At 69.9% G+C, this 25,906-nt stretch carries 25 protein-coding genes and 1 riboswitch; of the genes, 12 read left to right on the forward strand and 13 right to left on the reverse strand.

The genetic code is table 11. The features are described 5' to 3' along the window. Nucleotides 1–295 precede the first annotated feature (295 nt). Together dnaB and ACFY1T_RS10125 are read left to right on the forward strand one after the other, a co-directional pair. Complete coding sequence (gene dnaB, locus ACFY1T_RS10120) at nt 296–1,759, forward strand: replicative DNA helicase (protein WP_030857756.1); 1,464 nt, start codon at nt 296–298, stop codon at nt 1,757–1,759. A gap of 9 nt (nt 1,760–1,768) precedes the next feature. After that, nucleotides 1,769–3,154: a serine hydrolase domain-containing protein gene (locus tag ACFY1T_RS10125; protein WP_390787756.1), complete on the forward strand. Its 1,386-nt coding sequence runs from the start codon at nt 1,769–1,771 to the stop codon at nt 3,152–3,154. Nucleotides 3,155–3,168: 14 nt separating this feature from the next. On the opposite strand, the gene ACFY1T_RS10130 is transcribed toward ACFY1T_RS10125, so the two are convergent. Genes ACFY1T_RS10130 through ACFY1T_RS10140 form a run of 3 tightly spaced genes read right to left on the reverse strand, consistent with a single transcriptional unit; the run spans nt 3,169 to nt 5,783 of the window. Beyond that, entirely contained in the window at nt 3,169–4,344 is a 1,176-nt protein-coding gene (locus ACFY1T_RS10130) for a winged helix DNA-binding domain-containing protein (RefSeq protein WP_390787757.1), read from the reverse strand. 54 nt (nt 4,345–4,398) lie between these two features. After that, on the reverse strand, nt 4,399–4,860 hold the full coding sequence (locus ACFY1T_RS10135; RefSeq protein WP_390787758.1) for a GNAT family N-acetyltransferase: 462 nt from the start codon (nt 4,858–4,860) through the stop codon (nt 4,399–4,401). Between the two features lie 29 nt (nt 4,861–4,889). Beyond that, nucleotides 4,890–5,783 carry a GNAT family N-acetyltransferase gene (locus tag ACFY1T_RS10140; protein ID WP_390787759.1) on the reverse strand — a complete coding sequence of 298 codons (894 nt, stop codon included), beginning with the start codon at nt 5,781–5,783 and terminating at the stop codon, nt 4,890–4,892. Between the two features lie 155 nt (nt 5,784–5,938). Here ACFY1T_RS10140 and ACFY1T_RS10145 point away from each other — a divergent pair, with 155 nt between their 5' ends. Then, nucleotides 5,939–6,589 (forward strand): HAD family hydrolase, encoded by a 651-nt coding sequence (locus tag ACFY1T_RS10145; RefSeq protein WP_390787760.1) that lies wholly within the window; start codon nt 5,939–5,941, stop codon nt 6,587–6,589. Beyond that, nucleotides 6,583–7,914, forward strand: a complete 1,332-nt coding sequence (locus tag ACFY1T_RS10150) for a globin domain-containing protein (protein ID WP_390787902.1) — start codon at nt 6,583–6,585, stop codon at nt 7,912–7,914. The genes ACFY1T_RS10145 and ACFY1T_RS10150 overlap by 7 nt, the downstream gene beginning before the upstream one ends. 102 nt (nt 7,915–8,016) lie before the next feature. Here ACFY1T_RS10150 and ACFY1T_RS10155 read toward each other — a convergent pair whose 3' ends face one another. From ACFY1T_RS10155 to ACFY1T_RS10175, 5 genes are all read right to left on the reverse strand, one after another. Beyond that, nucleotides 8,017–8,496 (reverse strand): NUDIX domain-containing protein, encoded by a 480-nt coding sequence (locus ACFY1T_RS10155; RefSeq protein WP_030857770.1) that lies wholly within the window; start codon nt 8,494–8,496, stop codon nt 8,017–8,019. 74 nt (nt 8,497–8,570) lie between these two features. After that, nucleotides 8,571–9,476, reverse strand: coding sequence for a LysR family transcriptional regulator (locus ACFY1T_RS10160; RefSeq protein WP_390787761.1), 906 nt, complete (start codon nt 9,474–9,476; stop codon nt 8,571–8,573). A gap of 175 nt (nt 9,477–9,651) precedes the next feature. Further along, nucleotides 9,652–10,854 (reverse strand): cystathionine gamma-lyase, encoded by a 1,203-nt coding sequence (locus ACFY1T_RS10165; RefSeq protein WP_390787762.1) that lies wholly within the window; start codon nt 10,852–10,854, stop codon nt 9,652–9,654. After that, nucleotides 10,851–11,342: a low molecular weight protein-tyrosine-phosphatase gene (locus tag ACFY1T_RS10170; protein WP_390787763.1), complete on the reverse strand. Its 492-nt coding sequence runs from the start codon at nt 11,340–11,342 to the stop codon at nt 10,851–10,853. The genes ACFY1T_RS10165 and ACFY1T_RS10170 overlap by 4 nt, the downstream gene beginning before the upstream one ends. Before the next feature lie 10 nt (nt 11,343–11,352). Beyond that, the gene (locus tag ACFY1T_RS10175) at nt 11,353–11,733 is read right to left on the reverse strand and encodes a phage holin family protein (RefSeq protein ID WP_030857778.1); all 381 of its coding nucleotides are present in this window, start codon (nt 11,731–11,733) and stop codon (nt 11,353–11,355) included. 89 nt (nt 11,734–11,822) lie between these two features. Here ACFY1T_RS10175 and ACFY1T_RS10180 point away from each other — a divergent pair, with 89 nt between their 5' ends. The 4 genes from ACFY1T_RS10180 (at nt 11,823) to ACFY1T_RS10195 (ending at nt 14,121) form a co-directional block, all read left to right on the forward strand. Continuing rightward, nucleotides 11,823–12,140 carry a cupin domain-containing protein gene (locus tag ACFY1T_RS10180; RefSeq protein WP_030857779.1) on the forward strand — a complete coding sequence of 106 codons (318 nt, stop codon included), beginning with the start codon at nt 11,823–11,825 and terminating at the stop codon, nt 12,138–12,140. 162 nt (nt 12,141–12,302) lie between these two features. Next, a complete protein-coding gene (locus tag ACFY1T_RS10185; protein WP_030857780.1) occupies nt 12,303–12,530 on the forward strand; it encodes a DUF5326 family protein in 228 nt (75 codons plus the stop codon). A 273-nt stretch (nt 12,531–12,803) separates the two neighbouring features. Then, nucleotides 12,804–13,574 (forward strand): IclR family transcriptional regulator, encoded by a 771-nt coding sequence (locus tag ACFY1T_RS10190; protein ID WP_390787764.1) that lies wholly within the window; start codon nt 12,804–12,806, stop codon nt 13,572–13,574. A 97-nt stretch (nt 13,575–13,671) separates the two neighbouring features. Beyond that, a complete protein-coding gene (locus ACFY1T_RS10195) occupies nt 13,672–14,121 on the forward strand; it encodes an SsgA family sporulation/cell division regulator (RefSeq protein WP_030857783.1) in 450 nt (149 codons plus the stop codon). Nucleotides 14,122–14,215: 94 nt separating this feature from the next. On the opposite strand, the gene ACFY1T_RS10200 is transcribed toward ACFY1T_RS10195, so the two are convergent. Next, the gene (locus ACFY1T_RS10200) at nt 14,216–15,637 is read right to left on the reverse strand and encodes a YibE/F family protein (RefSeq protein ID WP_390787765.1); all 1,422 of its coding nucleotides are present in this window, start codon (nt 15,635–15,637) and stop codon (nt 14,216–14,218) included. Nucleotides 15,638–15,709: 72 nt separating this feature from the next. Beyond that, a riboswitch (TPP riboswitch) is annotated at nt 15,710–15,855 on the forward strand. Between ACFY1T_RS10200 and thiC the strand changes: the two genes are divergently transcribed. Next, a complete protein-coding gene (thiC, locus tag ACFY1T_RS10205; RefSeq protein WP_390787766.1) occupies nt 15,850–17,637 on the forward strand; it encodes a phosphomethylpyrimidine synthase ThiC in 1,788 nt (595 codons plus the stop codon). Its footprint overlaps the riboswitch before it by 6 nt. Before the next feature lie 117 nt (nt 17,638–17,754). On the opposite strand, the gene ACFY1T_RS10210 is transcribed toward thiC, so the two are convergent. From ACFY1T_RS10210 to ACFY1T_RS10220, 3 genes are all read right to left on the reverse strand, one after another. Then, entirely contained in the window at nt 17,755–18,591 is an 837-nt protein-coding gene (locus ACFY1T_RS10210) for a hypothetical protein (protein WP_390787767.1), read from the reverse strand. A 150-nt stretch (nt 18,592–18,741) separates the two neighbouring features. Further along, nucleotides 18,742–19,977 carry a metallophosphoesterase gene (locus tag ACFY1T_RS10215; RefSeq protein ID WP_390787903.1) on the reverse strand — a complete coding sequence of 412 codons (1,236 nt, stop codon included), beginning with the start codon at nt 19,975–19,977 and terminating at the stop codon, nt 18,742–18,744. 216 nt (nt 19,978–20,193) lie between these two features. Next, a complete protein-coding gene (locus ACFY1T_RS10220) occupies nt 20,194–21,309 on the reverse strand; it encodes a LacI family DNA-binding transcriptional regulator (RefSeq protein ID WP_030857788.1) in 1,116 nt (371 codons plus the stop codon). A 362-nt stretch (nt 21,310–21,671) separates the two neighbouring features. On the opposite strand from ACFY1T_RS10220, the gene hisC reads away from it, so the two are divergent. Then, nucleotides 21,672–22,754 (forward strand): histidinol-phosphate transaminase, encoded by a 1,083-nt coding sequence (gene hisC, locus ACFY1T_RS10225; protein WP_390787768.1) that lies wholly within the window; start codon nt 21,672–21,674, stop codon nt 22,752–22,754. A gap of 29 nt (nt 22,755–22,783) precedes the next feature. Here hisC and ACFY1T_RS10230 read toward each other — a convergent pair whose 3' ends face one another. Continuing rightward, the gene (locus tag ACFY1T_RS10230) at nt 22,784–23,152 is read right to left on the reverse strand and encodes a cyclophilin-like fold protein (RefSeq protein ID WP_229337969.1); all 369 of its coding nucleotides are present in this window, start codon (nt 23,150–23,152) and stop codon (nt 22,784–22,786) included. Nucleotides 23,153–23,341: 189 nt separating this feature from the next. On the opposite strand from ACFY1T_RS10230, the gene ACFY1T_RS10235 reads away from it, so the two are divergent. Both ACFY1T_RS10235 and cydB read left to right on the forward strand, forming a co-directional pair. Further along, complete coding sequence (locus ACFY1T_RS10235) at nt 23,342–24,847, forward strand: cytochrome ubiquinol oxidase subunit I (protein WP_030857792.1); 1,506 nt, start codon at nt 23,342–23,344, stop codon at nt 24,845–24,847. An 18-nt stretch (nt 24,848–24,865) separates the two neighbouring features. Continuing rightward, on the forward strand, nt 24,866–25,867 hold the full coding sequence (gene cydB / locus ACFY1T_RS10240; protein ID WP_390787769.1) for a cytochrome d ubiquinol oxidase subunit II: 1,002 nt from the start codon (nt 24,866–24,868) through the stop codon (nt 25,865–25,867). The last annotated feature ends 39 nt before the right edge of the window (nt 25,868–25,906 follow it).

Consider the following 25,906-nt stretch of genomic DNA (forward strand, 5'->3'; position numbering starts at 1 on the left):
CAGGATGGGTAGATGGGGAGGCCAGGTGATTTTGTCCACAGCGCCGTCCCCCGGTCCGTGCACAGCTTCCGGCGACTTACCCACAGCATTGGGTCGGTCATCCACATCTCATCCACACAGCCTGTGGATAACAAGATTGGCTGACGTCGCTCTCGGCCCTACCGTTGTGCGTTGCCCGACTCGCCGATTGCGGTTCCGGGTGCCCCACATGTCAGAGCCGTGCCATAGAAAGAGTGGCACGGCGAGGTCCGCGTTGCGGACGGGAGGAGGCGGCCCGGTGAGTATGCCCGAGCCCATGGACGACCCCTGGGCCGACAGCGGTCCGGGTGACCGTCTGCCCGCCCGTCCGCGCCGGAACAGCGACGGCCGGGGCCGCGGGGACGAGCAGCACGACCGCGGCCGCGAGGGCGGCTCCTGGGACGGCGGTGGCGGCGGCTTCGAGCGCGTCCCCCCGCAGGACCTCGACGCCGAGCAGTCCGTGCTCGGCGGCATGCTGCTGTCCAAGGACGCCATCGCGGACGTCGTCGAGGTCATCAAGGGCCACGACTTCTACCGGCCCTCGCACGAGACGATCTACCAGGCGATCCTCGACCTGTACGCCAAGGGCGAGCCGGCCGACCCGATCACCGTCGGTGCCGAGCTGACCCGCCGCGGCGAGATCAGCAAGGTCGGCGGGGCCTCCTACCTGCACACGCTCGTCCAGTCGGTGCCGACCGCGGCGAACGCCGAGTACTACGCGGAGATCGTCCACGAGCGGGCGGTCCTGCGCCGTCTGGTCGCGGCCGGTACGAAGATCACGCAGATGGGATACGCGGCGGACGGTGACGTCGACGAGATCGTCAACAGCGCCCAGGCCGAGATCTACGCCGTCACCGAGCAGCGGACCTCCGAGGACTACCTGCCGCTGGGCGACATCATGGAGGGCGCGCTCGACGAGATCGAGGCCATCGGATCGCGCAGCGGTCAGATGTCCGGCGTCCCCACCGGTTTCACGGACCTCGATTCGCTGACCAACGGACTGCACCCGGGCCAGATGATCGTCATCGCGGCCCGACCCGCCATGGGCAAGTCCACGCTCGCGCTCGACTTCGCGCGGGCCTGCTCCATCAAGAGCAACCTGCCCAGCGTGATCTTCTCCCTCGAAATGGGGCGCAACGAGATCGCGATGCGCCTCCTGTCGGCGGAGGCCAGGGTCGCCCTGCACCACATGCGCTCCGGCACCATGACGGACGACGACTGGACCCGGCTGGCCCGCCGGATGCCGGACGTCTCGGCCGCCCCGCTCTACATCGACGACTCCCCGAACCTGTCGATGATGGAGATCCGGGCGAAGTGCCGGCGCCTCAAGCAGCGCAACGACCTCTCGCTCGTGGTCATCGACTACCTCCAGCTGATGCAGTCGGGCGGATCGCGCCGTCCCGAGAGCCGCCAGCAGGAGGTCTCGGACATGTCCCGAAACCTCAAGCTGCTGGCCAAGGAGCTCGAGGTGCCGGTGATCGCACTGTCCCAGCTGAACCGTGGTCCCGAACAGCGCACCGACAAGAAGCCGATGGTCTCCGACCTGCGTGAGTCCGGCTCGATCGAGCAGGACGCCGACATGGTGATCCTGCTGCACCGCGAGGACGCGTACGAGAAGGAGTCGCCCCGTGCGGGCGAGGCGGACCTGATCGTGGCGAAGCACCGTAACGGTCCGACGGCGACGATCACCGTCGCCTTCCAGGGCCACTATTCGCGGTTCGTGGACATGGCCAACACGTAGCATCCGATCATGGATGCCGTTTCTGAAGACCTGGATCTGCTTCCCGCTACCCGCCGTGCGTTGAGGCACCGGATCGCCGTCGCGCAGAGCGAAGGACGGGCGCCCTCGGTGGTGGCGGCCGTGGCCCGTGGCGGCGAGGTGGTCTGGGAGGGCTCCCGGACCTCCGTAGAGGGGCACGGGCCGGACGGGAACGTGCAGTACCGGATCGGTTCGATCAGCAAGACCTTCACCGCGGTGCTGGTGATGCGCCTGCGGGACGAGGGCCTGGTGCGTCTTGAGGACCCGCTGGAGAAGCACCTTGCGGGGACGGGCGCAGGCGAGGTGACCATCGCCCAGCTCCTGGCCCACACGGCCGGGTTGGCGGCGGAGACGCCGGGCGAGTGGTGGGAGCGCACACCTGCGGCGCTGCGGCCCGAACTGGCGGACGTGTTGGGTGAGGACCCCTTCCGCTTCCGGCCGGGCCGGCGGCACCACTATTCCAACCCGGGCTACACACTGCTGGGTTCACTCGTGGAAGCCGTGCGCGGAAAGCCGTGGGAAGAGGTGCTCAGGGCCGAGGTGCTGGAGCCCCTCGGTCTGGACCGTACGACGGCGCATCCGCAGGCTCCGCACGCGGGCGGATGGGCGGTGCATCCGTGGGCCGACGTGATGATGGCGGAGCCCCTGGAAGATCTGGGGCTGATGGCAGCTGCCGGACAACTCTGGTCCACTGCACGTGACTTGGCGCGATTCGCGCTGTTCCTCGCCCGGGGTGACGATCGGGTGCTGAGCGCGGAGACGGTACGTGAGATGCGGACGTCGGCTGCGCCGCCGGAGCCGGGACTCGCCGAACTCGGGTACGGGCTCGGCATGCAGCTGATGAACGCGGGTGGGCGCCGGCTCGCCGGCCACACCGGTTCGCTGCCCGGCTTCGTCGCGGGGCTGTGGCTGAGCGAGGCGGACGACGTGGCGGCCGTGGTCCTGGCGAACTGCACATCAGGGCTGCCCGCCGCGACGGTGGCCGCTGAGCTGGTGGCGATCGTCGCGGACGCGGAGCCGCGGTTCCCCCGGCCGTGGCGGCCGTTCCGGGAGGCCGATCCGGTCGCCCTGGACCTGTGCGGCCCCTGGTACTGGGGTACGTCGCCGCAGGTGCTGCGGCTGAACGCGGACGGTCTGCTGGAGCTCGCGCCGGTGGGGGCGATGGGTCGGGCGGCCCGGTTCCGGGCGGAGCCCGACGGCAGCTGGACCGGCCTCAACGGTTACTACGCGGGGGAGACACTGCGGGCGGTGCGGCGCGAGGACGGTTCGGTGAGCCATCTCGACCTGGGCTCGTTCGTGTTCACGCGGGAGCCGTACGACACACAGGCCCCGGTGCCCGGCGGCGTGGACCCGCAGGGCTGGCGGGGCATCGGCTAGCGCATCCGGTTGACTCAGACGACGAGTTCGCGTTCCAGCGGAGTGCGGAAGCGCGGGGTGATGCGGGCCTCGCCCACCCATCGGGAGAGGCGCGCCGCCTCGGCGGCGACGGCGTCCTCGGCGGCGCGGCCACGATCGCTCAGCAGCCGCCAGACGACCTCCCCGTCCGCACGCTGGGCCCAGCCCCCGACGATCTCCCCGTTCCACCAGACGGTGGGGCCGATGTTGCCGGCGTAGTCGAAGAGCGCGGGCCGGTGGGCGGGGTCGAGGTGGAAGCCGCGGTCGGCCCAGCCCATTCCACTGGGGTCCAGGCCGGGCAGCAGTGCGGCCCAGGGCTCCGGGGCGGGTTCGGGCACGGTGTCCCCGGGGCTGACCAGGGCGATCGTGGCGTCTTCGAGACGGACCTGGTCGGGGCCGACGAGCGCGAGGGCCTTGCGGACGTCGGTGAGGGTCCAACCCGTCCACCACTTGAGGTCCGCCTCCGTGGCCGGTCCGTAGGCGCGCAGCCAGCGGCGCGCGATCTCGGCGCGCGCCTCGGGTGCCGGTACGGCGGGCCAGGGCTCGGTGTGCACCCAGCGGAACTGGCTGGAGGTCCACGATCCGCGTGGCCGGTCGCGGCGGATCCGGCCGTCGGCGGCCAGGAGGCGGATCACCCGCGTGGCGACGCCGGTCTCGGCCTCGTACTTCTTGCCCCGGCCGACGGTGATCTTCCGTCGCAGCGCCGGCACGGCCGCGGAGAGCTGGCTGCCGGTGCAGGGACCCCGGGTGTCGAGGACATCGAGCGCGGCGGCCTCCGCTGCGGCCAGCCACGCGGCGTCGAGACCCTGACCGTCCTCGTCGAGGTGCTTGAGCAGGGTGCGCCGCTCCTTGACGGCGATACCCCGGGCGGTGGAGGAGTCCACGTACGGGGCCAGTTCGCCGGAGACGGCGAAGAGCGTCCTGCGCATGCTGAGCAGGCGGACGAGGGAGACGTCCTCGTACAGGGCCTGTTCGACGGCTTCGGGGCCGCCTTCCGCGAGCCTGGCGCGGGTCGAGAGGAACAGGGTCGTGGTGTCGGTGGCGTGCAGGGCGACGACGGCGTCCGCGGCTTCGGCGACCGTGGAGACATGTGCCGAGGGAGCCAGGCGGTGTCTGCGTCCGAGCCGGTGGCGGCGCTCGGCGGTCGTGACGAGGGGGAGGCTGGGGCTCATCCTCCCGATCGTAGGCCGGGCCGCGGACACCGGCCCGGCCTGCCGTGCGGGCGATCAGAGGGAGAGCTTGAACCCGACGTGGGACGCGGTGAACCCGAGCCGCTCGTAGAAGCGGTGGGCATCGGTGCGGGTCGCGTCCGAGGTGAGCTGCACGAGCCGGCAGTTCTGGCGGCGTGACTCCTCGACGGCCCACTGGACGAACCGTGTCCCCAGGCCGCTGCCGCGTTCGTCGGCGTGGACGCGGACACCTTCGATGATCGAGCGTGTGGCTCCCTTGCGGGACAGCCCGGGGACGATGGTGAGCTGGAGGGTGCCCACGACGCGGCCCTCGCGGACCGCGACGACCACGTGCTGGTGGGGGTCATCGGTCAGGCGTCTGAACGCCGCGAGGTACGGGGTGAGGTCGTCCGGTGATTCGCGCGTGGCGCCGAGCGGGTCGTCCGCCAGCATGGCGACGATGGCGGGCAGGTCCTCCTCGGTGGCGGGGCGGATCGCAGTCTCGTCGAGATCGGTCATGGAGAGGTTCCTTCCTCGGCCCGTCGCTCTCAGCCCGCCGCCACGGTGAGCGGGGCCCAGCGGCGGGTCCAGTCGCCGGGCAGTCCCGGGATGTCGCGGGTCATGACGGCGTTGAATGCCACGGAGTCGAGGCCACGGTCCTTGAGCCAGGAGAGGAGCTCTTCGTGGCGTACATCGATGTCGGTGCGCAGCGGGCGGTCGGTGGCGGCGGCGAGTGCCGTGATGAGGGCCCGGGCGCCGGCCGTGTCGTGCGCGATGAGCGGCCCGATCACATGGGTCTCCATGTTGGGCCAGATCGCGGCGTAGCCGACGAGCTCGCCCCGCCCGTCTTCGGCGACCAGCAGCCGGTCCGCGAAGGCGGGAAGCCGCGTGATCATGTGTGTCCGGTCCGCGCCGAAGACCTCGGTGTCCAGGCGGACGATCCGCGGGATGTCCTCGCCGGTCGCCGGCCGGACCGCCACCGAGCCCGACGTGGGCGCCTGGTCCGAGGGCTCCGCACGGAAGGTGCCTCGCAGCATCTCCGCACGGCCGGTGGTGTCGAAGCCGAGCTCTTCGTAGAGGGGGCGGCCGTAGGGGGTGGCGTGCAGGGTGAGCGGGATCCCCTTGAGAGCGTCGTCGCAGATGTACGTCATGAGGCGGCGGCCCAGGCCCTGGCGGGCGTAGCGCTCGGCAACGAGGACCATCCCGATGGCGGACAGCTCCGGGCCGGTGGGGGTGTGCCCGTACGAGGTGACGACGCAGGCGGCCGCGAGTCCTCGTCCGTCGGGAGCATCGATGCCGTAGCCGTTGCCCGCGGCGAGAAGCAGCCCCCACTTGTGGTCCTCGCGCGGCCACCCGCGGTCTTCGGAGAGGTCGGCGCAGTAGCGGAGATCATCCACGGTCAGCGCACGGATCGGCAGGTCGGTGAGGTGTGGTGGTGTCACGGGCCCAGACTGGATCATCAGCCGGGGGCCGTCCAGAGGATTTGGGCTCGATGTTTCACGTGAAACATCGCGATGCCTCTCCCGGGCCGTGGTGGTGGGGTGGCTCGGTCGGAGCGGGCGATGTTTCACGTGAAACATCGCTAACCTCGTCTTCCATGACCCGTCTTCACCTCTTCGATCTCGACGGCACGCTGATGTACGGCTCGGCCGCACCGGCCGAGATCTCCCGACAGCTGGGCCTGAGTACGGAGATCGCCGAGCTGGAGCGGGCGTTCGGTGCGCAGGAAATGGAGCCGCACGATTTCGCGGTGGCAGTGCACGCGCTGTGGGCGGGGCTGACCCCCGGGCACGTCCGGACGGCGTTCGACGGAGCACCTTGGCTGACGGGGATCCGCGAGGTGTGGCGGGAGATCAGGGAGCGCGGGGAGTACTGCGCGGTGGTTTCGTTGTCGCCGTCGTTCTTCGTGGAACTGCTGCTGGAGTGGGGCGCGCATGCCGCCCACGGCTCGGTGTTCCCCGAGGTGCCCTTCACCCGGCCCGTGGAAGCGGCCGGGATCCTGACACCCGAGGGCAAGGTCACGGTGGCGGACCGGCTCTGCGCACAGTTCGGGGTGAGCCGGGACGACTGCGTCGCGTACGCGGACTCTGCGACGGACGCGGTGCTCTTCGAAGCGGTGTCGGTGTCCGTGGCGGTCAACGCACGCCCGTTCCTGGCGCAACGGGCGACACACGTCTACCAGGGCCGGGACTTGCGCGAGGCCTATCAGCTGGTTGGGGCGGCACGCCCGGAAGTCCGAGCATCTTAAGAGGAAAGTGGGTTCGAAACGCGGACTTTCCGGGTTTTCCCGCGAGTAGCGGAGGCGGCTGGCAGGCTCTGAGGCCCGGAACCACGGATTCGAAGGCCGTGGCGTGCTTACCGACCGAGATGTTCGAAGCGAGGCACCGCATGGACGCTCCGCCCACCAGATCGGCCAGACGGACGGCCCGGATACCGTCCGGGGGCGGTGAGGTCGAGCCCTCCCCGGACGCGGTCCTCATCCGCCGGACCCTCGAAGAGGTCGCTCCCATCGCCGACAGGGTGACCTCCTATTTCTATGCCCTGGTGTTCACCGGGCACCCGGAGGTGCGGGGCATGTTCCCGGCCGCCATGGACGTACAGCGAGACCGGCTGCTGAAGGCACTGCTGACCGCCGCCGAGCACATCGACGACCCGGAGGTGCTCGTCCCGTACCTGCGTCGGCTGGGCACCGGGCACCGGAAGTACGGGACGATGGCCGGGCACTATCCGGTGGTGGGCGAGGCCCTCATCGGCGCCCTGTCCCGGTACGCACAGCAGACCTGGGGGCCGGAGACGCAGGCCGCGTGGGTGCGGGCCTACACCGTGATGTCCCAGACCATGATCGACGCCGCGGCGGAGGACGAGGTGAAGAGCCCCGCGTGGTGGCACGCGGAGGTGGTCTCGCATGACCTGCGCACCCCGGACATCGCGGTGCTCACCGTCCGCCCCGACCAGCCGTATCCTTTCCTCGCAGGTCAGTACACGAGCCTGGAGACGCCGTGGTGGCCCCGGGTGTGGCGGCACTACTCGTTCGCCTCGGCACCGCGTGCCGACGGGCTGCTGTCCTTCCACGTCAAGGCCGTTCCGGCGGGCTGGGTGTCCAACGCGCTGGTGCGGCACGCCCGGCCCGGTGACGTGCTGCGACTCGGCCCGCCGGCCGGGTCGATGGTGGTGGACCACACCACCGACAACGGGATGCTGTGCCTGGGCGGCGGAACCGGCATCGCCCCGATCAAGGCGCTGATCGAGGACGTGGCGGAGCACGGCGAACGCCGCCCGGTGGAGGTGTTCTTCGGGGCACGCAGCGATGGCGGCCTGTACGACAAGGACACTCTGCTCGGGCTGCAGCGCTCGCACCCGTGGCTGTCGGTGCGCCCGGTGGTGGGCGAGGGCCTCGCCGGCCAACTTCCCCAGGCAGTCGGCGAACACGGGCCGTGGAGCTCGTACGACGCCTTCGTCTCGGGGCCGCCCGCGATGATCCGCAGCGGCGTGAGCGAGCTCAAGCGCATCGGGATCCCCGGCGACCGGATCCGCTTCGACGCGGTGGAGGAGCTGGTGGGCGCCGCGGGATGAGAACCGGGCCACCGGCCCCGGGCCGTCGGCCGGAGCCCGAGCCACGGCCGGTGGCCCGGGCCGAAGCGACCCGGGCCGAACGGACCGAAGACCGGGCCGGGATCAGCCCAGGTCGGGGGCGTGCATGGCGCGTACGCCTTCGATGTTGCCGTCGAGGTAGTGCCTCAGGGACAGCGGGACGAGATGGACGGCGGCGATGCCGACCCGGCTGAACGGCACCCGGACGATCTCGTACTCACCCGCGGGCTCGTCGATTTCGGGGCCGTGCCGCTGACTGGGGTCCATGGATTCGAGGTGGCAGACGAAGAAGTGCTGCACCTTCACTCCGGTCACCCCTCCGTCGGCGATGTGCTCGACGGTGTCGACGAAGCAGGGCACCACATCGGTGATCTTCGCCCCGAGCTCCTCGTGGAGCTCTCGGTGGAGGGCGTCGACGACGGTGGCGTCCGAGGACTCCACTCCCCCGCCGGGGGTGAGCCAGTAGGGATCGACGCCGGGCTTGGTGCGCTTGATGAGGATCAGGTCGTCACCGTCGAGCAGGATCGCGCGGGCGGTGCGTTTGACCACGGGACGTTCGGTCATGGGAGAAGAGTGGCCCGGACGGCGGTGTCTGAAACGCGAGTGGGCGAAACCCGCCGTACACCGGAAGCGGAGCCTCACCAGTGGGCGGCTGCGCGCAGCAGCCGGTCGTGCGCACGGGCGAGGTGGGCGAGGGCGAGGCTGCCGGTCCGTACGGCGAGGAACCAGGTGCGCAGCGGCGGTACGGGTGGCTCCAGCAGGGCGACGATCTGCCCGCGGTCGAGGGCGTCCTGGCACAGATACCGAGGCAGGACGGCCAGTCCGGCGCCGGCCCGGACGCACTCCAGTACGGCACGGAGGTCGGGGGCGACGACGGTGGCGGCATCGGGCCGGGTGCCGGGCCGGGTTTCGAAGACGGCGGCCCAGTAGCGGGCGACGAGCGGCAGCGTCTCGTGGACCTCGACGAGCGGAATGCCGTCGAGGACGGCGGGGCCGGCCTCGCGCAGCCGGTCCGGATCGACGAGTGCCGCCCAGTAGGGCGCGGCGACCAGGACGTGCTCCTCGTCGCACAGGGCGGTCGCGCTGAAGAGTCCGCCGCGCGGGCGGGCGGTCGTGACGACGAGGTCGTGGTGGCCGGCTGCGAGCCCGTCGAGGGCTTCCTCGGCGCCGGCCTGGAGGACCGTGCGCAGGGTGTGGCCCTGTCCGACGAGCGGGGCCAGGGCGGGCAGGACGCGCAGGCACAGGAACTCGGGCGGACCGGCGAGGTGCAGCGTGCGTAATGCGCCCGCGGCTGCGCGTTCCGCCTCGGTGATCCGCAGCAGGGCGTCGAGGTGGGGTGCGGCCTTGTGGGCGAGTTCGTCGCCCACGGCGGTGGGGGTGACCCCGCGGGCGCGGCGGTGGAACAGCGGCCGGCCCAGCTGGCGTTCGAGGGTGCGGATCTGTGAGGTGACGGCGGGCTGTGACAGCCCGAGGAGCGCGGCGGCCCGGGTGAAGGAGCCCGCCCGGTGGACGGCGACGAAGGTGCGCAACAGGGCCAGGTCCATGAAGGCCCCTCTCGGTGGGGGCCTTCAACTATAAATATGCCGATAGGACCCTGTCGTTACCGTGATTGGACTCTGACGTTGAGTCAACTAGCCTTGTGCGAGTGGTTCTTCGCGCGGAACCCGGAGCGGTCCGAGCCACTAGGGGGGAGGCTCGGACCGCTCTCGTCCCTGCTGCTCAGCCGCCCGTGCCCGCCACGTCGAGGGCTCGCAGCACGTCCGTGACCAGGTCGTCGGTGTCCTCGGCCCCGGCGGACAGACGGATGAACCCCTCCGGCACGGGGTCGCCGCCCCACCGTCGGCGCCGCTCCGCGGTCGACCGTACGCCGCCGAAGCTGGTGGCGTCCTCGACCAGGTGCAGGGCGGCCATGAACCGTTCGGCGTGCGCGCGGTCCGGCAGGGTGAAGGAGACCACGGAGCCGAAGCCCCGCATCTGCCGGGCGGCCGTCTTGTGTGACGGGTCCGCGGGCAGGCCGGGGTAGCGCAGCCCGGTGACGTCCTTGTGGTCGGACAGTGCCTCCGCCACGGCCAGCGCGTTGGTCCACTGGCGCTGGGCGCGCAGCTGGATGGTGGCCAGGGAGCGATGGGCCAGCCAGGCCTCCATCGGGCCCGGGATCGCACCGACGATCTTGCGCCAGCGCCGGACGGCGGCGGCGAGCTCGGGGTCGCGGCAGACGACGTAGCCGAGCAGGAGGTCGCCGTGGCCGGTCAGTCCCTTGGTGCCGCTGGCGACGGAGAAGTCCGCGCCGAGTTCCAGGGGCCGCTGGCCGAGCGGGGTGGCGAGGGTGTTGTCGACGGCGACCAGGGTGCCGCCCGCGTGGGCGGCCTCGACCAGGCGCCGGACGTCGCACACGTCGAGCCCGGGGTTGGAGGGGGTCTCGATCCACAGCAGCCTTGCTCCGTCGAGGACGGTGAGCTGCGCGTCGTCCCCGGTCGGGGCGGTCCGGACGTGGATCCCGTACGCCTCCAGCTGCTCGCGGACCAGCGGCAGGGCCTGGTAGCCGTCGTCGGGCAGGACGACGGTGTCGCCGGTGCGGGCCTGGGAGAGCAGGACGGCGGAGACCGCGGCCATGCCGGAGGCGAAGACGATGGTGTCGACGTCCTGGCCGGGCGCTTCGAGCTCCCCGATGGCCCGCTCCAGCAGGGTCCAGGTGGGGTTGGTGTCCCGGCCGTACGTGTACGGGCCCGTCGCCTCGCCCGGGAGGTGGAAGTGGGCGGCGAAGACGGGGCCGGGCAGGGGCGGTTCGTTCTTGACCGGCTCGGGCAGCCCGGCACGTACGGCCCGGGTGCCGTCGCCGATCCCGTTCCCCGAGGCCGACCCGGTCCTCGCACCGGCCCCGGTCCCCGCTCCGGCCGCCGGCTCGTCGGCGTGGTCGTTCATGCGGTCTGCTCCTTCACTGCCTCGCGTACGGCGTCCAACAGGCCCGGGCTCGCCGCCTCGACGAGCTCCAGGCACTGCTCGAACCCGTCGAGGGAGCCGTAGTAGGGATCCGGTACGTCGGCCTCCGCAGCCGTCGCCGCCGGGTCGTAGGAACGCAGCAGTCGTACCTTGGCGGCGTCCTCGGGGGTGGGCGCGAGCGCCCGCAGGTCCCGCAGGTGCCCGGCATCGAGCGCGATGACGAGGTCGAGGCCGGCGAACCACGAGGCGCGGAACTGCCGCGCCCGGTGGCTCTGCTCGTACCCGGCGGCCTCCAGGACGGTGACGGTGCGCGGATCGGCGCCGTCTCCCTCGTGCCAGCCGCCGGTTCCGGCGCTGTCCACCTCGACGAGGGCGTCGAGCCCCGCCTCGATGACGCGGGCGCGGAAGACGGATTCGGCCATCGGGGAGCGGCAGATGTTGCCCGTGCAGACGAAGCACACGCGGTACATGGCGTTCGTCTCAGTCGTTGTCGGGCAGGGCCATGTTCACGGCCCAGGAGACGACGGAGATGATCAGGCCGCCGATCAGCGCGGTCCAGAAGTTGTCGACATGGAAGCTGAGGTCCAGCTGCGCGGCCAGCCAGGAGGTCAGAAGCAGCATCAGGGCGTTCACCACGAGGGTGAACAGTCCGAGGGTGAGGACGAACAGCGGCAGCGAGAAGAACTTCACCACGGGCTTGACGATCAAGTTGACCAGGCCGAAGACCAGGGCGACCAGGATCAGGGTGAGGGTCCGGCGGCCCAGGGAGCTGTGGTCGTCGAGCGTGATGCCGGCCAGCAGCCAGATGGCGACGGCCAGGGCCGCCGCGTTCGCGAGCGTCTTGACTACGAAATTTGTCATGTGTCTGATCGTGGCAGAGAAGATCCCGGTGGGACATCAGCAGATCAGCGGATGCCAGGGAACGCGAGAGAGCAAGGGGCACAACGACGATGAAGGCCTTCCGGCTGGACGAGCTCGAGGCGGAGCGGCTCGCGAACGACGGCGCCTACCTGCAGTTCCTGCGCGAGCGGAACATGTCGGTCGGGCTGTACGCCCTCGACGCCGGCCAGAGCGACCCGCAACTGCCGCACCGCCAGGACGAGGTGTACTTCGTGGTGAGCGGCAGGGCCTCGATCACGGTCGGGGAGGAGACGACGACGGTGGCACGCGGCAGCGTCGTCTACGTGCCCGCCGGGGTGGTGCACAAGTTCCACCACATCACCGAGGACCTGCGGGTATTGGTGGTCTTCTCCCCGCCGGAGGCCTAGCGCGGCAGCCGTGACCCAGGGTCGGACCCCCTGATCCCCCTAGGGGGCGGATCAGGGGAGTCCGGGGGCTCGCGGGTCCCCGTACGGTTGTGCGGCCTCCTAGCATCGAGAGCAGGAAGTCACGGCTCAGGAGCTCGAGGAGCTCAGGAAGAGGTTGAGGACATGGACGGCATCCGAGAGACATTCGCAGGCATGCCCTGGTGGGTTAAGTGGGTCGCGATCCCGCTTCTGGTGCTCTTCGTCTTCGGTGGTGTCATCACGAGCATCCTCGGTGCCCTGATCTCGTTCGTCTTCAAGCTGCTGCTCTTCGTCGCCCTCGTCGGCGGCCTGGTCTTCATCGTGAAGAAGTTCTCCGGCAGCGGTTCGAAGTCCTCCTCCCGCGACTGGTAGGTCCCGGAGCCCGGGCCCCTGGGCCCCGGGTCAATCCCGGGTGTTAGCCCGGGCGGGGGAACGTCAGGTGGCAAACCGCCCACACCGCGGGAATCGGCGGATAGAGTGGCAATCTGTGCCGTTCCCTGGGCATCGGACGCCGATGGTGCCGCACTGACCTGCGGTTTTATCCAGTGCCGGCTGAGCACGACCCCCAGGATTCACGGCGCGTGCGGGGGCGGCCCCCGCAGGGCGGACCCTCCCCAGGTCCGCTGCCACGGCTGGGGGTGGGCTTTGTCTTCGGTTCACAATGCCGGTGTGCCGACGCTGATCGGTTCGGTGCAGCGCGCGTTGAGGCTGCTCGAAGCAGTGGGTTCCCACAGCGAGGGGGCCCCGGCGAAACAACTGGCGCGCGAAGCCGGGCTCCCCCTCCCCACCGCGTACCACCTGCTGCGCACCCTCACCCACGAGGGCTATCTGCGGCGTGAGGGCGGAGTGTTCGTGCTCGGCGCCGCCGCCGGGCGGCTGGCGGGCGGCGGGCTGCAGCAGAAACGTCGCAGCATGATCCTCGACTCCCTCGCGCACTTTCGCGACGCGGTCGGGGCCCCCGTCTACTTCGCGGTGTTCCGTGAGGGTGAGATCGAGCTCGTGGGAGTTTCGGACACCCCGGCCAGCCCCGCCGTCGAGGAGTGGGCCGATTTCCGCGCGACCGGGCATGCGCACGCCATCGGGCAGTGCCTGCTGGCCCAGCTCGACGAGAAGACGCGCAAGGACTACTACGTGCGGCGCCCCGTCGAGGCCGTCACCCAGTACACCGTCCGGGACCAGAGCGCCCTCGAACACCGCATCGGCGCCCTCGGACGCATGGAGCCGGTTACGGAGCGTCAGGAGTACGCGCTGGGCACTGTCTGTGCGGCCATCCCCATCACCGCGGGCGATACCGCAGCAACAATGGCGATTTCCCTCCCTTTGCACCAGGAGGAACGATTGCTGTATGTGGTCGATCGACTACGGAGTGAAGTAGGCGCGCTGTTGAGCACCCTCTCGTTCTCTATCAGTATCTGAAAACTCACTCCTTGTGATCTGCATGACCTTCCACCACCCTTGTCAAGAGGGCCCTGGGGGTTCATTCCTGGCCACTTCCACTACAGCGGGGTAGTCCATGCGCGAGTCGGTACAGGCAGAGGTCATGATGAGCTTCCTCGTTTCCGAGGAGCTCTCCTTCCGGATCCCGGTGGAACTCCGGTACGACACCCGTGACCCCTACGCAGTGCGCCTGACGTTCCACCTTCCCGGAGACGCCCCCGTGACCTGGGCATTCGGCCGGGAGCTGCTCCTCGACGGCATCAACAAGCCGTGCGGCGACGGCGATGTGCACATCGCCCCCACCGATCCCGAGGAGTTGTCCGACGTCCACATCCGGCTCCAGGTCGGCTGCGACCGGGCGCTGTTCCGCGCCGGAGCGGCCCCGCTCGTCGCGTTCCTCGACCGTACCGACCGGCTTGTTCCGCTCGGTCAGGAGCGCAACCTGGGCAACTTCGAGGAAGACCTCGACGAGGCACTGGACCGGATCCTGGCGGAGCCGCAGCAGAACGAGCAGAACGCGGGCTGAGGGACCCGACCGGAAGAGCCGGTCAGGCCGACCGCGCGAGCCGGACGGACCGCACGAGCCGAGTCGCCCCGGGCCCCCGAGCCACCCGGGTCGCTCAGCGCTTGCGCCGCCGCCCCCGGCCGCCGCGGGCCGGCACCGAAGCCGCCGCTCCGGCCGGGGATCCCGGCCGGTCGGCGGAGACCACCAGCGCGGCGAGCGCGGTGGTCACCGGGACCGAGGCCACCAGGCCGATCGACCCGACGAGGGTCCGCACGATCTCCTCCGCGACCAGCTCGCTGTTGGCCACCGATCCCATGCTGCTGTTCGCGATCGAGAACAGCAGCAGCAGCGGAAGTGCCGCGCCCGCGTAGGCCAGCACCAGGGTGTTCACCACCGAGGCGATGTGGTCGCGGCCGATCCGGATGGCCGCCCGGTACAGGGCGCGGGACCCCATCGACGAATCGGCCTGGTGGAGTTCCCAGACCGCCGATGTCTGGGTGACCGTCACATCGTCGAGCACACCGAGCGATCCGATGATCACGCCCGCGAGCAGCAGACCGCTCATGTCGATGTCCGGGTAGAGCCCGTGGATCAGCCCCGTGTTGTCGTCGGTGTTGCCGCTGAGGAACGCCCAGTCGACGAACACCGAGCCGAGCAGCCCGATCAGCAGCAGCGAGACGAGCGTGCCCAGGACGGCGACGGACGTACGGGCGCTCAGGCCATGACACATGTAGAGCGCGATGAGCATGATCGCGCTGGCCCCGACGACCGCGACGACCAGTGGGTTCGAGCCCTGCAGGATCGCCGGGAGGATGAAGAGGGTCAGCACGCCGAAGCTGACGACCAGCGCGATCAGCGCGAACATGCCGCGCATCCGCCCGACGACGACCACGGCGACCGCGAAGATGCCGGCCAGCACCGCCAGGGGGAGCTTGCGGTTCACGTCGACCACCGAGTACTGGAGGTCCCGGGGAGCGTCCGGCGCGTACGCGACGACCACCTCCTGGCCGTTCTCCAACTGCCGTGGCGCTCCGGGCTGCACGATCTCGACGAACGTGCGGCCCTTGTCCGGCCCGGTGGCGACCTCGACGGTGGCCTTCTTGCAGTCACCGGTCTGCTGGGCCCGGGCCTCGCGGCCCTCCGGAGTGGAGACGCTCCCCGTGGTCGGCACCTGTGAGGCGTTCACCGATTTGCAGTCGACCTGTTCGAGCGCGACGACCGTGCCCTGCTGGGTCTGCCGGTCGAAGCCGACCCCGGAGCGCTCGTGGGCGGGGGCGCCGCCCGGCCAGAGCACCACCATGCCGACGAAGACGGCGACGGCGAAGGGGATCAGGACCGCGGCGATGACCTTGCGCAGGTGCTTCGAGACGGGAGCAGCCGGTCCGTGGCCGTGGGAATGACCATGGGAGTGGCCCTGGGGCTGACCCTGGGACGGGCTCTGGTCATGCCCGTGGTCATGCCCGTGGCCCACGTGTGCGTGGTCGGCGTGACCCGGGTGCTCGGTGGGCGTGGAGGGAGGCTGCGGCGAGGACGTCACCGGCAGATCATCGCAAGAGTTGAGGGGGCCCACTGTTCAGCACGCCACAAATGACGCTAGCGTGGGGGCACCTTTGCACAACGCGGGAGCTCGGAGCACCGGGCTGAGAGGGCGCTGATCACCGTACGCGCAGCACATATGCGTACGGGAAGAGGCTGCGTCGACCGCCGAACCTGTTACCGGGTAATGCCGGCGTAGGGAGATCAGGTCTCATGACCATTCAGGACGCACGCACGCCTGCCGTCAGCCAGGACGCCGACGGCCAGACCGAGCGCCAGCCCGGCTGGCACAAGGGATACCTGGCCGGCTCCCGGCCCGACCTCCGGGTGCCGGTCCGCCAGGTCCACCTCACCAACGGCAAGGACGTGACGCTCTACGACACGTCCGGGCCGTACACCGACCCGCAGATCGAGACCGACGTACGGCGCGGCCTGGCCCCGCTGCGCGAGAACTGGATCATCGGCCGCGGCGACACCGAGGAGTACGCGGGCCGGCCGGTGCGGCCCGAGGACGACGGCATCAAGCACACCTCGCCGCGGGGTGGCCTCAAGAACCTCGACGCGGTCTTCCCGGGCCGCCCGCGTCAGCCCCGCCGGGGCCGTGACGGCGCTGCCGTCACACAGCTCGCGTACGCCCGACGCGGCGAGATCACCCCGGAGATGGAGTACGTCGCGATCCGCGAGAACGTCTCCCCCGAGGTCGTCCGCGAGGAGATCGCCGCAGGTCGCGCGGTGCTTCCCGCGAACGTGAACCACCCGGAGATCGAGCCGATGATCATCGGCAAGCGGTTCCTGGTGAAGGTCAACGCCAACATCGGCAACTCCGCGGTCACCTCCTCCATCGAGGAGGAGGTCGACAAGATGACCTGGGCCACCAAGTGGGGTGCCGACACGGTCATGGACCTCTCGACCGGCCGCAACATCCACACCACCCGCGAGTGGGTGCTGCGCAACTCCCCGGTCCCGATCGGCACCGTGCCGCTGTACCAGGCGCTGGAGAAGGTCGACGGCCGCGCCGAGGAACTGACCTGGGAGATCTACAAGGACACGGTCATCGAGCAGGCCGAGCAGGGCGTCGACTACATGACGGTCCACGCCGGCGTGCTGCTGCCGTACGTGCCGCTGACCGCCCGCCGCAAGACCGGCATCGTCTCCCGCGGCGGCTCGATCATGGCCGCCTGGTGTCTCGCGCACCACAAGGAGAACTTCCTCTACACGAACTTCGAGGAGCTCTGCGAGATCCTCGCGACGTACGACGTCACGTACTCGCTGGGCGACGGCCTGCGCCCCGGCTCCATCGCCGACGCCAACGACGCGGCGCAGTTCGCGGAGCTGAAGACGCTGGGTGAGCTGAACACGATCGCCAAGCGGCACAACGTGCAGACCATGATCGAGGGCCCGGGCCACGTCCCGATGCACAAGATCAAGGAGAACATCGACCTCCAGCAGGAGATCTGCGAGGAGGCGCCGTTCTACACGCTCGGCCCGCTGACGACGGACGTCGCCCCGGCGTACGACCACATCACCTCGGGCATCGGCGCCGCGATGATCGCCTGGTGGGGCACTGCGATGCTCTGCTACGTCACGCCGAAGGAGCACCTGGGCCTGCCCAACCGCGACGACGTGAAGACCGGTGTCATCACGTACAAGATCGCGGCGCACGCGGCGGACCTCGCCAAGGGCCACCCGGGTGCCCAGGAGTGGGACGACGCCCTGTCGGACGCGCGCTTCGAGTTCCGCTGGGAGGACCAGTTCAACCTGGCCCTCGACCCGGACACGGCCCGCGAGTTCCACGACGAGACGCTCCCGGCCGAGCCGGCCAAGACCGCGCACTTCTGCTCCATGTGCGGTCCGAAGTTCTGCTCGATGAAGATCTCGCAGGACATCCGTCGTGAGCACGGCGGGGACCTGAAGGCCAATGAGATCGAGGCGGGCATGGCGGAGAAGTCCGCCGAGTTCGCCGCGAGCGGGAATCGGGTGTACCTCCCGTTGGCGGACTGACCCGCCCAAGGCGGCCGGCGCTGCTCTGGGGAGGATGAGGGGGCTTCCCAGGGCAGCGTTCCGGCCGTGGCGCGATGTTTCACGTGAAACAGGGGCGGTCGGCCTGCCGCGGCGGCGTTACTGCGTGCCGCCGTCCGGGCTGGTGAAGTCCGGGCTCGTGAAGTCCGGAGGCGTGTAGCCGGGGCGGGGGCCCTGTGAAGGGGACCCCGGACTGGTGAAGTCGGGCCGGCTGTATCCCAGGTTGGGGATGCGACCGGCCTTCGGCGTGTGCGGGGCCGGATAACCCGTCCCTGCCGGCGCCGCGCTCGGGTCGGCCAGAGCGTCCCGCAGGAACGGCAGGATGCCCCGCTCCAGCAGGGCGTGCCGCCAGGCCTCGCGGGCCCGCGCGACGTCGTCGGGTATCGCGTCGACCTCGTCCCCGGCCCCCACCTCGGTCGCCCGGTTGCGGACGGCGGTCACCAGCAGCCCGATCACGGCGAACAACAGCGACACCACGGTGAGCGCGCCGAACAGCCAACCCGCCGTCAGCATGGTGTTCGCGAAAGCCGGTTCGGGTTCGATCGCCTTCAGGACGTAGCCCACCAGCAGGAATATCACCATCGCGGTGCCCGCCAGGACCGGCGCGAGCACCGCGACGACGGCACTGACGCCCGCGCCGTCCTCGCCCTCGCCCTGCAGTCCGGCAGTCTGGTCCCGGGCCGCACCGGGGGTGGACAGGACCTCTTCGCGCCGCTCTCCGCGCAGTTTCACGTAGCGGTCGTACTCGGCCGCGGCCGCGGCCGTCAGCAGCGCACTGGCCCCGATGGCCATCGTGCGCAGTTGTTCGGCGTTCAGGCGCTCACCGAGAGCGGCGAGCTCGGGCCGTTCGTGCGCGGTGCGGAGCGCCTCGTCGAGGAGCCGATCGAACTCGGGTCGGTCTTCGGTCAGCAGGTGCGGAGCGCTGTTCATGTGCATCCCCCGATGCTCCGTAGGGACCGGTTTGCCCGCGTAGACCCGGGCGCCGGCACAAACGGAGGAGAGCCTGCTACGGATAGGGCGATGGTAGAGCGCCCATGCCACGCCGTGACAGGGGCTTTCCCGAAATTACCCCCCTTCTGATAACCGTCAGTCGTTCAAGGGGAGTTGCACCACCAGGAGTTTGCCCGCCATCGTGACCCCGCCGTCCATCGCGATGGCGAGCCCCTCCGCGTACACGTGCGGGCCGTTCACGGCCTCCGGTCCGCGCGATTCGTCGCCGTCCTCGGTGCCCACCTCGCCCAGCAGGTACGGGATGGGGCTGTGCCCGTGGACGACGCGGCCGCCGCCGTAGGTGTCGAGGAGTTCACGTACGGCCTGGGGGCCGGTCTCCTCGTCGCGGAACGCGAACCGCTTGGTGAACTTGCGGAACAGGTCCCAGGTGATGTCGGCGTCGTTGCGGTTGAGCAGCTCGTGGATGGTGTCGTTGACGTCCTCGACGGAGTCTCCGTAGTCGAGGTACGCGGTGGTGTCGGAGTGCAGCAGCAGGTGCCCGTCCTCCAGGACGGCCGCGTCCAGCCGCTGCATCCACTGCAGGTGTACGTCCTCCAGGCGCTCCATGTCGGTGCGCTGGCCGCCGTTGAGGAGCCAGGCGGCCTGGAAGGTGGCGGTGCCGGCGCCCGAGGCGACGGGGGTGTCGCCGAACCGCTTGGCGCCGATGAGCAGCAGCTCGTGGTTGCCCATCAGGGCCTTGCAGTAGCCGCCCGCTGCGGCGGCCTCGGCGGACAGCCGCATGACGAGGTCGATGACGCCGATGCCGTCGGGGCCGCGGTCGGTGAAGTCGCCGAGGAACCAGAGGCGGGCGTTGCCGGCCGACCAGCGGCGGTCGGCGTCGATGAGGCCCTGGGCCTGGAGTTCGTGGACGAGTTCGTCGAGATAGCCGTGGACGTCGCCGACGACGTACAGCGGTCCGGGGCCCGCGGCCGCGGGCTCCTGGGGTACGTACTGGACCTGGACGGTGTCGCCCGGCCCCCCGCGGCCGATGATCGGCAGATCCCGGTGCGTGGGGGTGTAGCCCTCGTCGATCTCGTCCCCGTCGGCCGGAGCCGGCCCGTCCGCGGCCGGGACCCCGCCCATCGGCGGCTGCGGCGGTACGGACGGCTGCGGCGGCGCGGGGGGCTGAGGCGGCACGGAGGGCTGCGGGGGCACCGGCGTGCCCTCCCCGTAGTACGCGGGGTACTCGCCGTACACCGGGGCCTCTTCGGGAAGCGCGCCGGGCACGCCGTACGGGACGGGCTCGGTGACCGGAACTCGGAAGTCCCGCAGCGTCTCCGTCCGCATCGCGGGTCCCTGACCGGCCCCCTGAGTCATCGACCCCTCCACCACCGTCGCGCTGCCGTACACCTGCGGACCCTCTTGGCCTCCTGAGCGGAGGGTCCGTGATGTCGTGCGCCCATCATAGGAATGCGGCTCGCGCTCTGTGACGCACCAGGGGTGGTGAATCCTGGGCGGAACCAATAGTTCCTGCCGCTTTCTCCCGAAATAGGTGTTGCGGAAATCCCCGGCGGGGCCGTCGGCCCCGCCGGTATCGCGCTGCGGCGGTCAGTCCTTGGCCGGTGAACGGGGCGGGCTGACGGTCGTACGGGGCTGCCTGCGCTGCGAGGAAGTGCGGACGATCAGTTCGGTCGGGACCACCTGCTCGACCGGGCGGCCGGTGTCGACCCCCTCGATGGCGTCGATCAGCAGCTGCACGACGGCGGTGCCGATGCGGCGCGGTTTGAGGGAGAGGGTGGTGATGGGCGGTTCGGTGTTGGCGTACACGGTGGACTCGCTGCAGCACACGAGCAGCAGGTCCTCGGGGACGCGCAGGCCGTAGCGCCGGGCGGCGGCCAGCAGATCGGTCCCGTTGGGGTCGAAGAGCCCGTAGACGGCGTCGGGCCGGTCGGGCCGGGCGAGCAGCCGGTCCGCGGCGACGGCGCCCGCGCACGGGTCGTGTGCGGGGTAGGACTCGTAGACGGGGTCCTGGCCGACGCGCTCGCACCAGCTGAGGTAGGCGGTGGTGGACAGCCGGGTGTAGGTGTCCGTGGTGGTGCCCGTCAGCAGCCCGATCCGGCGGGCGCCGGCGGCGGCGAGGTGGTCGAGCAGGTTGAGTACGGCGGCTTCGTGGTCGTTGTCGACCCAGGCGGTGACGGGGAGCGAGCCGGCCGGGCGGCCGTCGGAGACGACGGGGAGCCCTTGGCGGACCAGTTCGCTGACGACGGGATCGTGGTCGGAGGGGTCGATGACGACGGTGCCGTCGAGGGCCACGTTGGACCACACGTCGTGTCGGGAGGTGGCGGGGAGGATGACGAGGGCGTAGCCGCGGGCGAGCGCGGCGGAGGTGGCGGCCCTGGCCATCTCGGCGAAGTACGCGAATTCGGTGAAGGTGAAAGGTTCATCCCCGTACGTGGTCACGGTCAGGCCGATGAGGCCCGACTTGCCGGTGCGGAGGGTGCGGGCCGCTGCGGAAGGGCGATAGCCCAGCCGGTCGGCGACCTCGCGAACGTGGCGGCGGGTGGCGTCCGGCAGCCGCCCCTTGCCATTGAGGGCGTCGGAGACTGTCGTGATCGAGACGCCCGCCGCGGCGGCCACGTCCCTGATGCCGGCCCGGCCCTGTCGGCCGGCGGCCCGCCGGGTGGTCTCGGTCCGGCTCACCTGATGCTTCCCTGCTGCTGTCATGGCGAGCCGATAGTAGGGCTCGGCGGGGTGGGTGGTCCGGGTGCATATGCACGGGTTGACAGGCACGATTCTGCATGGTTCGCCACCCCCAATGACCTTGGAAACGAAGGGGTTTGAGTGCGGAGAGTGAGTGGGCCGTTTGTCGTCGGGTACGGGCATGCCAAAGAGGTGTGGTTTCGGGGCGGTCTCAACTCACCTGTACGAGGGATGCGCGCCACGGCGTGGGCCACCGGCGTGCGCATATATGCGTGCGCTCCCCCGCAATCCTGGCGCCGCCCATTTTCGAGAGAGCGGAATCCTCATAAGGTGAGCAGTATTGAGTCGACGGCGACGTCGTACGGGACGGTCGAGGAGGACCTGCGGTGAGCGAGAAGAGCCCGAAGCTGCGCGCCGAGCTGGACGGCATTCCCACCTACAAGCCCGGGAAGCCCGCTGCCGCGGGCGGGCCCGTCGCGTACAAGCTGTCCTCGAACGAGAACCCGTACCCGCCGCTGTCCGGGGTGCTGGAGAGCGCGGTCGCGGCGGCCGGACAGTTCAACCGCTACCCCGACATGGCCTGCACGGGCCTGGTGAACGAGCTCGCCGAGCGGTTCGGGGTGCCGGTCGAGCACATCGCCACCGGCACGGGCTCCGTGGGTGTGGCCCAGTCGCTGATCCAGTCGACGGCCGGCCCGGGCGACGAGGTCATCTACGCCTGGCGGTCCTTCGAGGCCTACCCGATCATCACGCAGATCTCGGGTGCCACGTCCGTCCAGGTCCCGCTGACCGACGGGGACGTGCACGACCTCGACGCGATGTTCGACGCGATCACCGAGCGGACCCGGCTGATCTTCGTTTGCAACCCCAACAACCCCACCGGCACCGCGGTGCGCCGCGCCGAGCTGGAGCGCTTCCTGGACCGGGTGCCCTCGGACATCCTGGTGGTGCTGGACGAGGCGTACCACGAGTTCGTCCGGGACACCGAGGTGCCGGACGGCATCGAGCTCTACCGCAGCCGCCCGAACGTCTGCGTGCTGCGTACGTTCTCCAAGGCGTACGGGCTGGCCGGCCTGCGCGTCGGCTTCGCGGTGGCACACGAGCCGGTGGCGGCGGCGCTGCGCAAGACGGCGGTGCCGTTCGGCGTCAGCCAGCTCGCCCAGGACGCGGCGGTCGCATCGCTGCGGGCCGAGGATGAGCTGATGGGCCGGGTCGGGGCACTGGTGGGCGAGCGTGCCCGGGTCCACAGGACGCTGCTCGGCCAGGGCTGGACCGTGGTGCCGGACACGCAGGCGAACTTCGTGTGGATGCGGCTGGGGGAGCGGACCGCCGAGTTCGCGGCGGCCTGCGAGAAGGCCGGTGTGGTGGTCCGGCCCTTCGCCGGCGAGGGCCTGCGGGTCACGATCGGCGAGCCCGAGGCGAACGACATCTTCCTGCACACGGCCGAGGCCTTCTTCAAGGAGATGTGACCCCGTGGGAGCGCGCGAGCCCTGAGCGGCTACGCGAGTTCCACGCGGATCGGGTCGCCGTCGCGGACGGTGGACAGCAGGCGGGGGTCGCCGTCGAACGAGCCGAGCACGTTGCACGGGCTCGCCAGGCGGCTCTCGCCTCCGCGCGATATGGGTGTGGGGCCGTAGGGCAGCGCGAGTGCGTCGCCCTCGGTCCAGAACGCGACCGTGCCCGGGTCGACGACCTGCCTGGCGTCGTGTTCCAGGGCCACCGAGACGCCGGTGTCGAAGTAGACCTCCTCGCCCCATGTGTTGGCGGAGGCGGAAATCGGGAGGGCCTCGGCCAGCGCCTTGCTGGTCGGGGTCTCGTCAAGGGTTGCCGTGAGCTGGCCCGCGGGCCAGGAGATACGAATCCTCATGGGCGGCATTCAACAATCTGTTGAATGTGTTGGCTAGGGGTACCCCGGCTGAAAGCGGTCGAAGGCCGTGCGACATAATGCTTGTGAATGTGAACGCGTTCACAAGCGTGTCCTGCTTCATCCCGTATTGAGTAGGACGCGCCAGGCAAACTGCGGCAGTGACCACGGCGCACCGAAGGAGACGACGACGTGGACGTAGCTTTGGCGCCAGAGACGTTGGCGCGATGGCAGTTCGGCATCACCACCGTCTACCACTTCCTCTTCGTCCCGCTGACGATCTCGCTCGCGGCGCTCACGGCAGGCCTTCAGACCGCCTGGGTGCGCTCGGGGAAGGAGAAGTACCTCAGGGCCACCAAGTTCTGGGGCAAGCTCTTCTTGATCAATATCGCCATGGGCGTCGTCACGGGCATCGTGCAGGAGTTCCAGTTCGGCATGAACTGGTCCGACTACTCGCGCTTCGTCGGTGACATCTTCGGAGCGCCGCTGGCCTTCGAGGCGCTCATCGCCTTCTTCTTCGAGTCGACCTTCATCGGCCTGTGGATCTTCGGCTGGGACAAGCTGCCGAAGAAGATCCATCTCGCCTGCATATGGATGGTCTCCATCGGCACCATCCTCTCCGCGTACTTCATCCTCGCGGCCAATTCCTGGATGCAGCACCCGGTCGGCTACCGGATCAACGAGGAGCGGGGCCGGGCCGAGCTCACCGACTTCTGGCTGGTCCTCACGCAGAACACCGCGCTGACCCAGTTCTTCCACACCATCACGGCGGCCTTCCTGGTCGGCGGCGCCTTCATGGTCGGCATCTCCGCCTTCCACCTGGCCCGCAAGAAGCACATTCCCGTGATGCGGACCTCGCTGCGGCTCGGCCTGGTCACGCTGATCATCGCCGGCATGGGCACGGCCATCAGCGGAGACCTGCTCGGCAAGGTGATGTTCAAGCAGCAGCCGATGAAGATGGCCGCCGCGGAGGCGCTCTGGGACGGCGAGGCGCCGGCGCCCTTCTCCGTCTTCGCCTACGGAGACGTCGAAAAGGGCCACAACAAGGTCGCGATAGAGATCCCCGGTCTGCTGTCCTTCCTCGCCAACGACGACTTCACCTCCTTCGTCCCCGGCATCAACGACGTCAACAAGGCCGAACAGGAGAAGTTCGGCCCCGGCGACTACCGGCCCAACATCCCGGTCGCCTACTGGGGCTTCCGCTGGATGATCGGCTTCGGCATGGCCTCGCTCGGCGTCGGCGTGCTGGGACTCTGGCTCACGCGGAAGAAGTTCATGCTGCCGCCGGGGCTGCGGACCGGTGAGGACGAGGTCCCGCACCTGGTCCTCTTCAAGAAGGCGCTGAGCCCCCGGTTCGCCACGTGGTACTGGATCGTCGCCCTCTGGACCATGGGCTTCCCGCTCATCGCCAACTCCTGGGGCTGGATCTTCACCGAGATGGGCCGCCAGCCCTGGGTGGTCTACGGAGTCCTGCGCACCCGCGATGCGGTCTCGCCCCACGTCTCCCAGGGTGAGGTGCTGACCTCGATGATCGGCTTCACGCTCCTGTACGCCGTGCTCGCGGTGATCGAGGTCCGGCTGCTGGTGAAGTACGTGAAGCTCGGTCCGCCCGAGCTCACCGAGGCCGACCTGAACCCGCCCACCAAGATCGGCGGGGACGACAAGAACCCCGACCGGCCGATGGCCTTCTCGTACTGAGGCTGAGGGGACCACACCATGCAACTCCATGACGTCTGGTTCGTGCTCATCGCCGTCCTGTGGACCGGCTACTTCTTCCTGGAGGGCTTCGACTTCGGAGTCGGCGTCCTGACCAAGCTGCTCGCCCGCGACCGCAAGGAGCGCCGGGTCCTGATCAACACGATCGGACCCGTGTGGGACGGCAACGAGGTCTGGCTGCTCACCGCCGGCGGGGCCACCTTCGCCGCCTTTCCCGAGTGGTACGCCACCCTCTTCTCCGGGTTCTACCTGCCGCTCCTGCTCATCCTGGTCTGCCTGATCATCCGCGGTGTCGCCTTCGAGTACCGGCACAAGCGGGACGAGGAGCGGTGGCAGACCAACTGGGAACACGCCATCTTCTGGACCTCGCTGATCCCCGCGTTCCTGTGGGGCGTGGCCTTCGCGAACATCGTGCGCGGAGTGAAGATCGACGAGGACATGGAGTACGTCGGCAGCCTCTTCGACCTGCTCAACGTCTACTCCCTGCTCGGCGGACTCGTCACCCTCAGCCTCTTCACCTTCCACGGAACGGTGTTCACCTCGCTCAAGACGGTCGGGGACATCCGCGAGCGCTCGCGCGCGCTGGCGACCCGGCTGGGCGTGCTCACCGCCGTACTGGCCCTCGTCTTCCTGATCTGGACGCAGGTCTCGCGGGGTGACGGCAAGAGCCTGATCGCCATGGCCGTCGCGGTCCTGGCGCTGGTCGGGGCCCTGGGCTGCAACCTCGCGGGCCGCGAGGGCTGGTCGTTCGCCCTGTCCGGGATCACCATCGCCGCCGCGGTCGCGATGCTCTTCCTGACGCTGTTCCCGAACGTGATGCCGTCCTCGCTGAACGACGCCTGGAACCTCACGGTCACCAACGCCTCGTCCAGCCCGTACACCCTGAAGATCATGACTTGGTGCGCGGGAGTGGCCACGCCGCTCGTCCTGCTCTACCAGGGATGGACGTACTGGGTGTTCCGCAAGCGGATCGGTACGCAGCACATCGCCGATGCGCACTGAGCTGCCGAGTACGGATGCCTGACCCTTCCGCCCGACCCT

The sequence above is a fragment of the Streptomyces sp. NPDC001194 genome (assembly GCF_042896985.1).
In the GTDB taxonomy this organism is placed as follows: Bacteria; Actinomycetota; Actinomycetes; order Streptomycetales; family Streptomycetaceae; genus Streptomyces.

What these genes read in the sequence shown, in the direction of transcription:
- dnaB (WP_030857756.1), top strand. Translation starts at nt 296, where the DNA reads ATGGACGACCCCTGGGCCGACAGCGGTCCGGGTGACCGTCTGCCCGCC.
- ACFY1T_RS10125 (WP_390787756.1), top strand. Translation starts at nt 1,769, where the DNA reads ATGGATGCCGTTTCTGAAGACCTGGATCTGCTTCCCGCTACCCGCCGT.
- ACFY1T_RS10130 (WP_390787757.1), bottom strand. Translation starts at nt 4,344, where the DNA reads ATGAGCCCCAGCCTCCCCCTCGTCACGACCGCCGAGCGCCGCCACCGG.
- ACFY1T_RS10135 (WP_390787758.1), bottom strand. Translation starts at nt 4,860, where the DNA reads ATGACCGATCTCGACGAGACTGCGATCCGCCCCGCCACCGAGGAGGAC.
- ACFY1T_RS10145 (WP_390787760.1), top strand. Translation starts at nt 5,939, where the DNA reads ATGACCCGTCTTCACCTCTTCGATCTCGACGGCACGCTGATGTACGGC.
- ACFY1T_RS10155 (WP_030857770.1), bottom strand. Translation starts at nt 8,496, where the DNA reads ATGACCGAACGTCCCGTGGTCAAACGCACCGCCCGCGCGATCCTGCTC.
- ACFY1T_RS10160 (WP_390787761.1), bottom strand. Translation starts at nt 9,476, where the DNA reads ATGGACCTGGCCCTGTTGCGCACCTTCGTCGCCGTCCACCGGGCGGGC.
- ACFY1T_RS10165 (WP_390787762.1), bottom strand. Translation starts at nt 10,854, where the DNA reads ATGAACGACCACGCCGACGAGCCGGCGGCCGGAGCGGGGACCGGGGCC.
- ACFY1T_RS10170 (WP_390787763.1), bottom strand. Translation starts at nt 11,342, where the DNA reads ATGTACCGCGTGTGCTTCGTCTGCACGGGCAACATCTGCCGCTCCCCG.
- ACFY1T_RS10175 (WP_030857778.1), bottom strand. Translation starts at nt 11,733, where the DNA reads ATGACAAATTTCGTAGTCAAGACGCTCGCGAACGCGGCGGCCCTGGCC.
- ACFY1T_RS10180 (WP_030857779.1), top strand. Translation starts at nt 11,823, where the DNA reads ATGAAGGCCTTCCGGCTGGACGAGCTCGAGGCGGAGCGGCTCGCGAAC.
- ACFY1T_RS10185 (WP_030857780.1), top strand. Translation starts at nt 12,303, where the DNA reads ATGGACGGCATCCGAGAGACATTCGCAGGCATGCCCTGGTGGGTTAAG.
- ACFY1T_RS10195 (WP_030857783.1), top strand. Translation starts at nt 13,672, where the DNA reads ATGCGCGAGTCGGTACAGGCAGAGGTCATGATGAGCTTCCTCGTTTCC.
- thiC (WP_390787766.1), top strand. Translation starts at nt 15,850, where the DNA reads ATGACCATTCAGGACGCACGCACGCCTGCCGTCAGCCAGGACGCCGAC.
- ACFY1T_RS10210 (WP_390787767.1), bottom strand. Translation starts at nt 18,591, where the DNA reads ATGCACATGAACAGCGCTCCGCACCTGCTGACCGAAGACCGACCCGAG.
- ACFY1T_RS10220 (WP_030857788.1), bottom strand. Translation starts at nt 21,309, where the DNA reads ATGACAGCAGCAGGGAAGCATCAGGTGAGCCGGACCGAGACCACCCGG.
- ACFY1T_RS10230 (WP_229337969.1), bottom strand. Translation starts at nt 23,152, where the DNA reads ATGAGGATTCGTATCTCCTGGCCCGCGGGCCAGCTCACGGCAACCCTT.
- cydB (WP_390787769.1), top strand. Translation starts at nt 24,866, where the DNA reads ATGCAACTCCATGACGTCTGGTTCGTGCTCATCGCCGTCCTGTGGACC.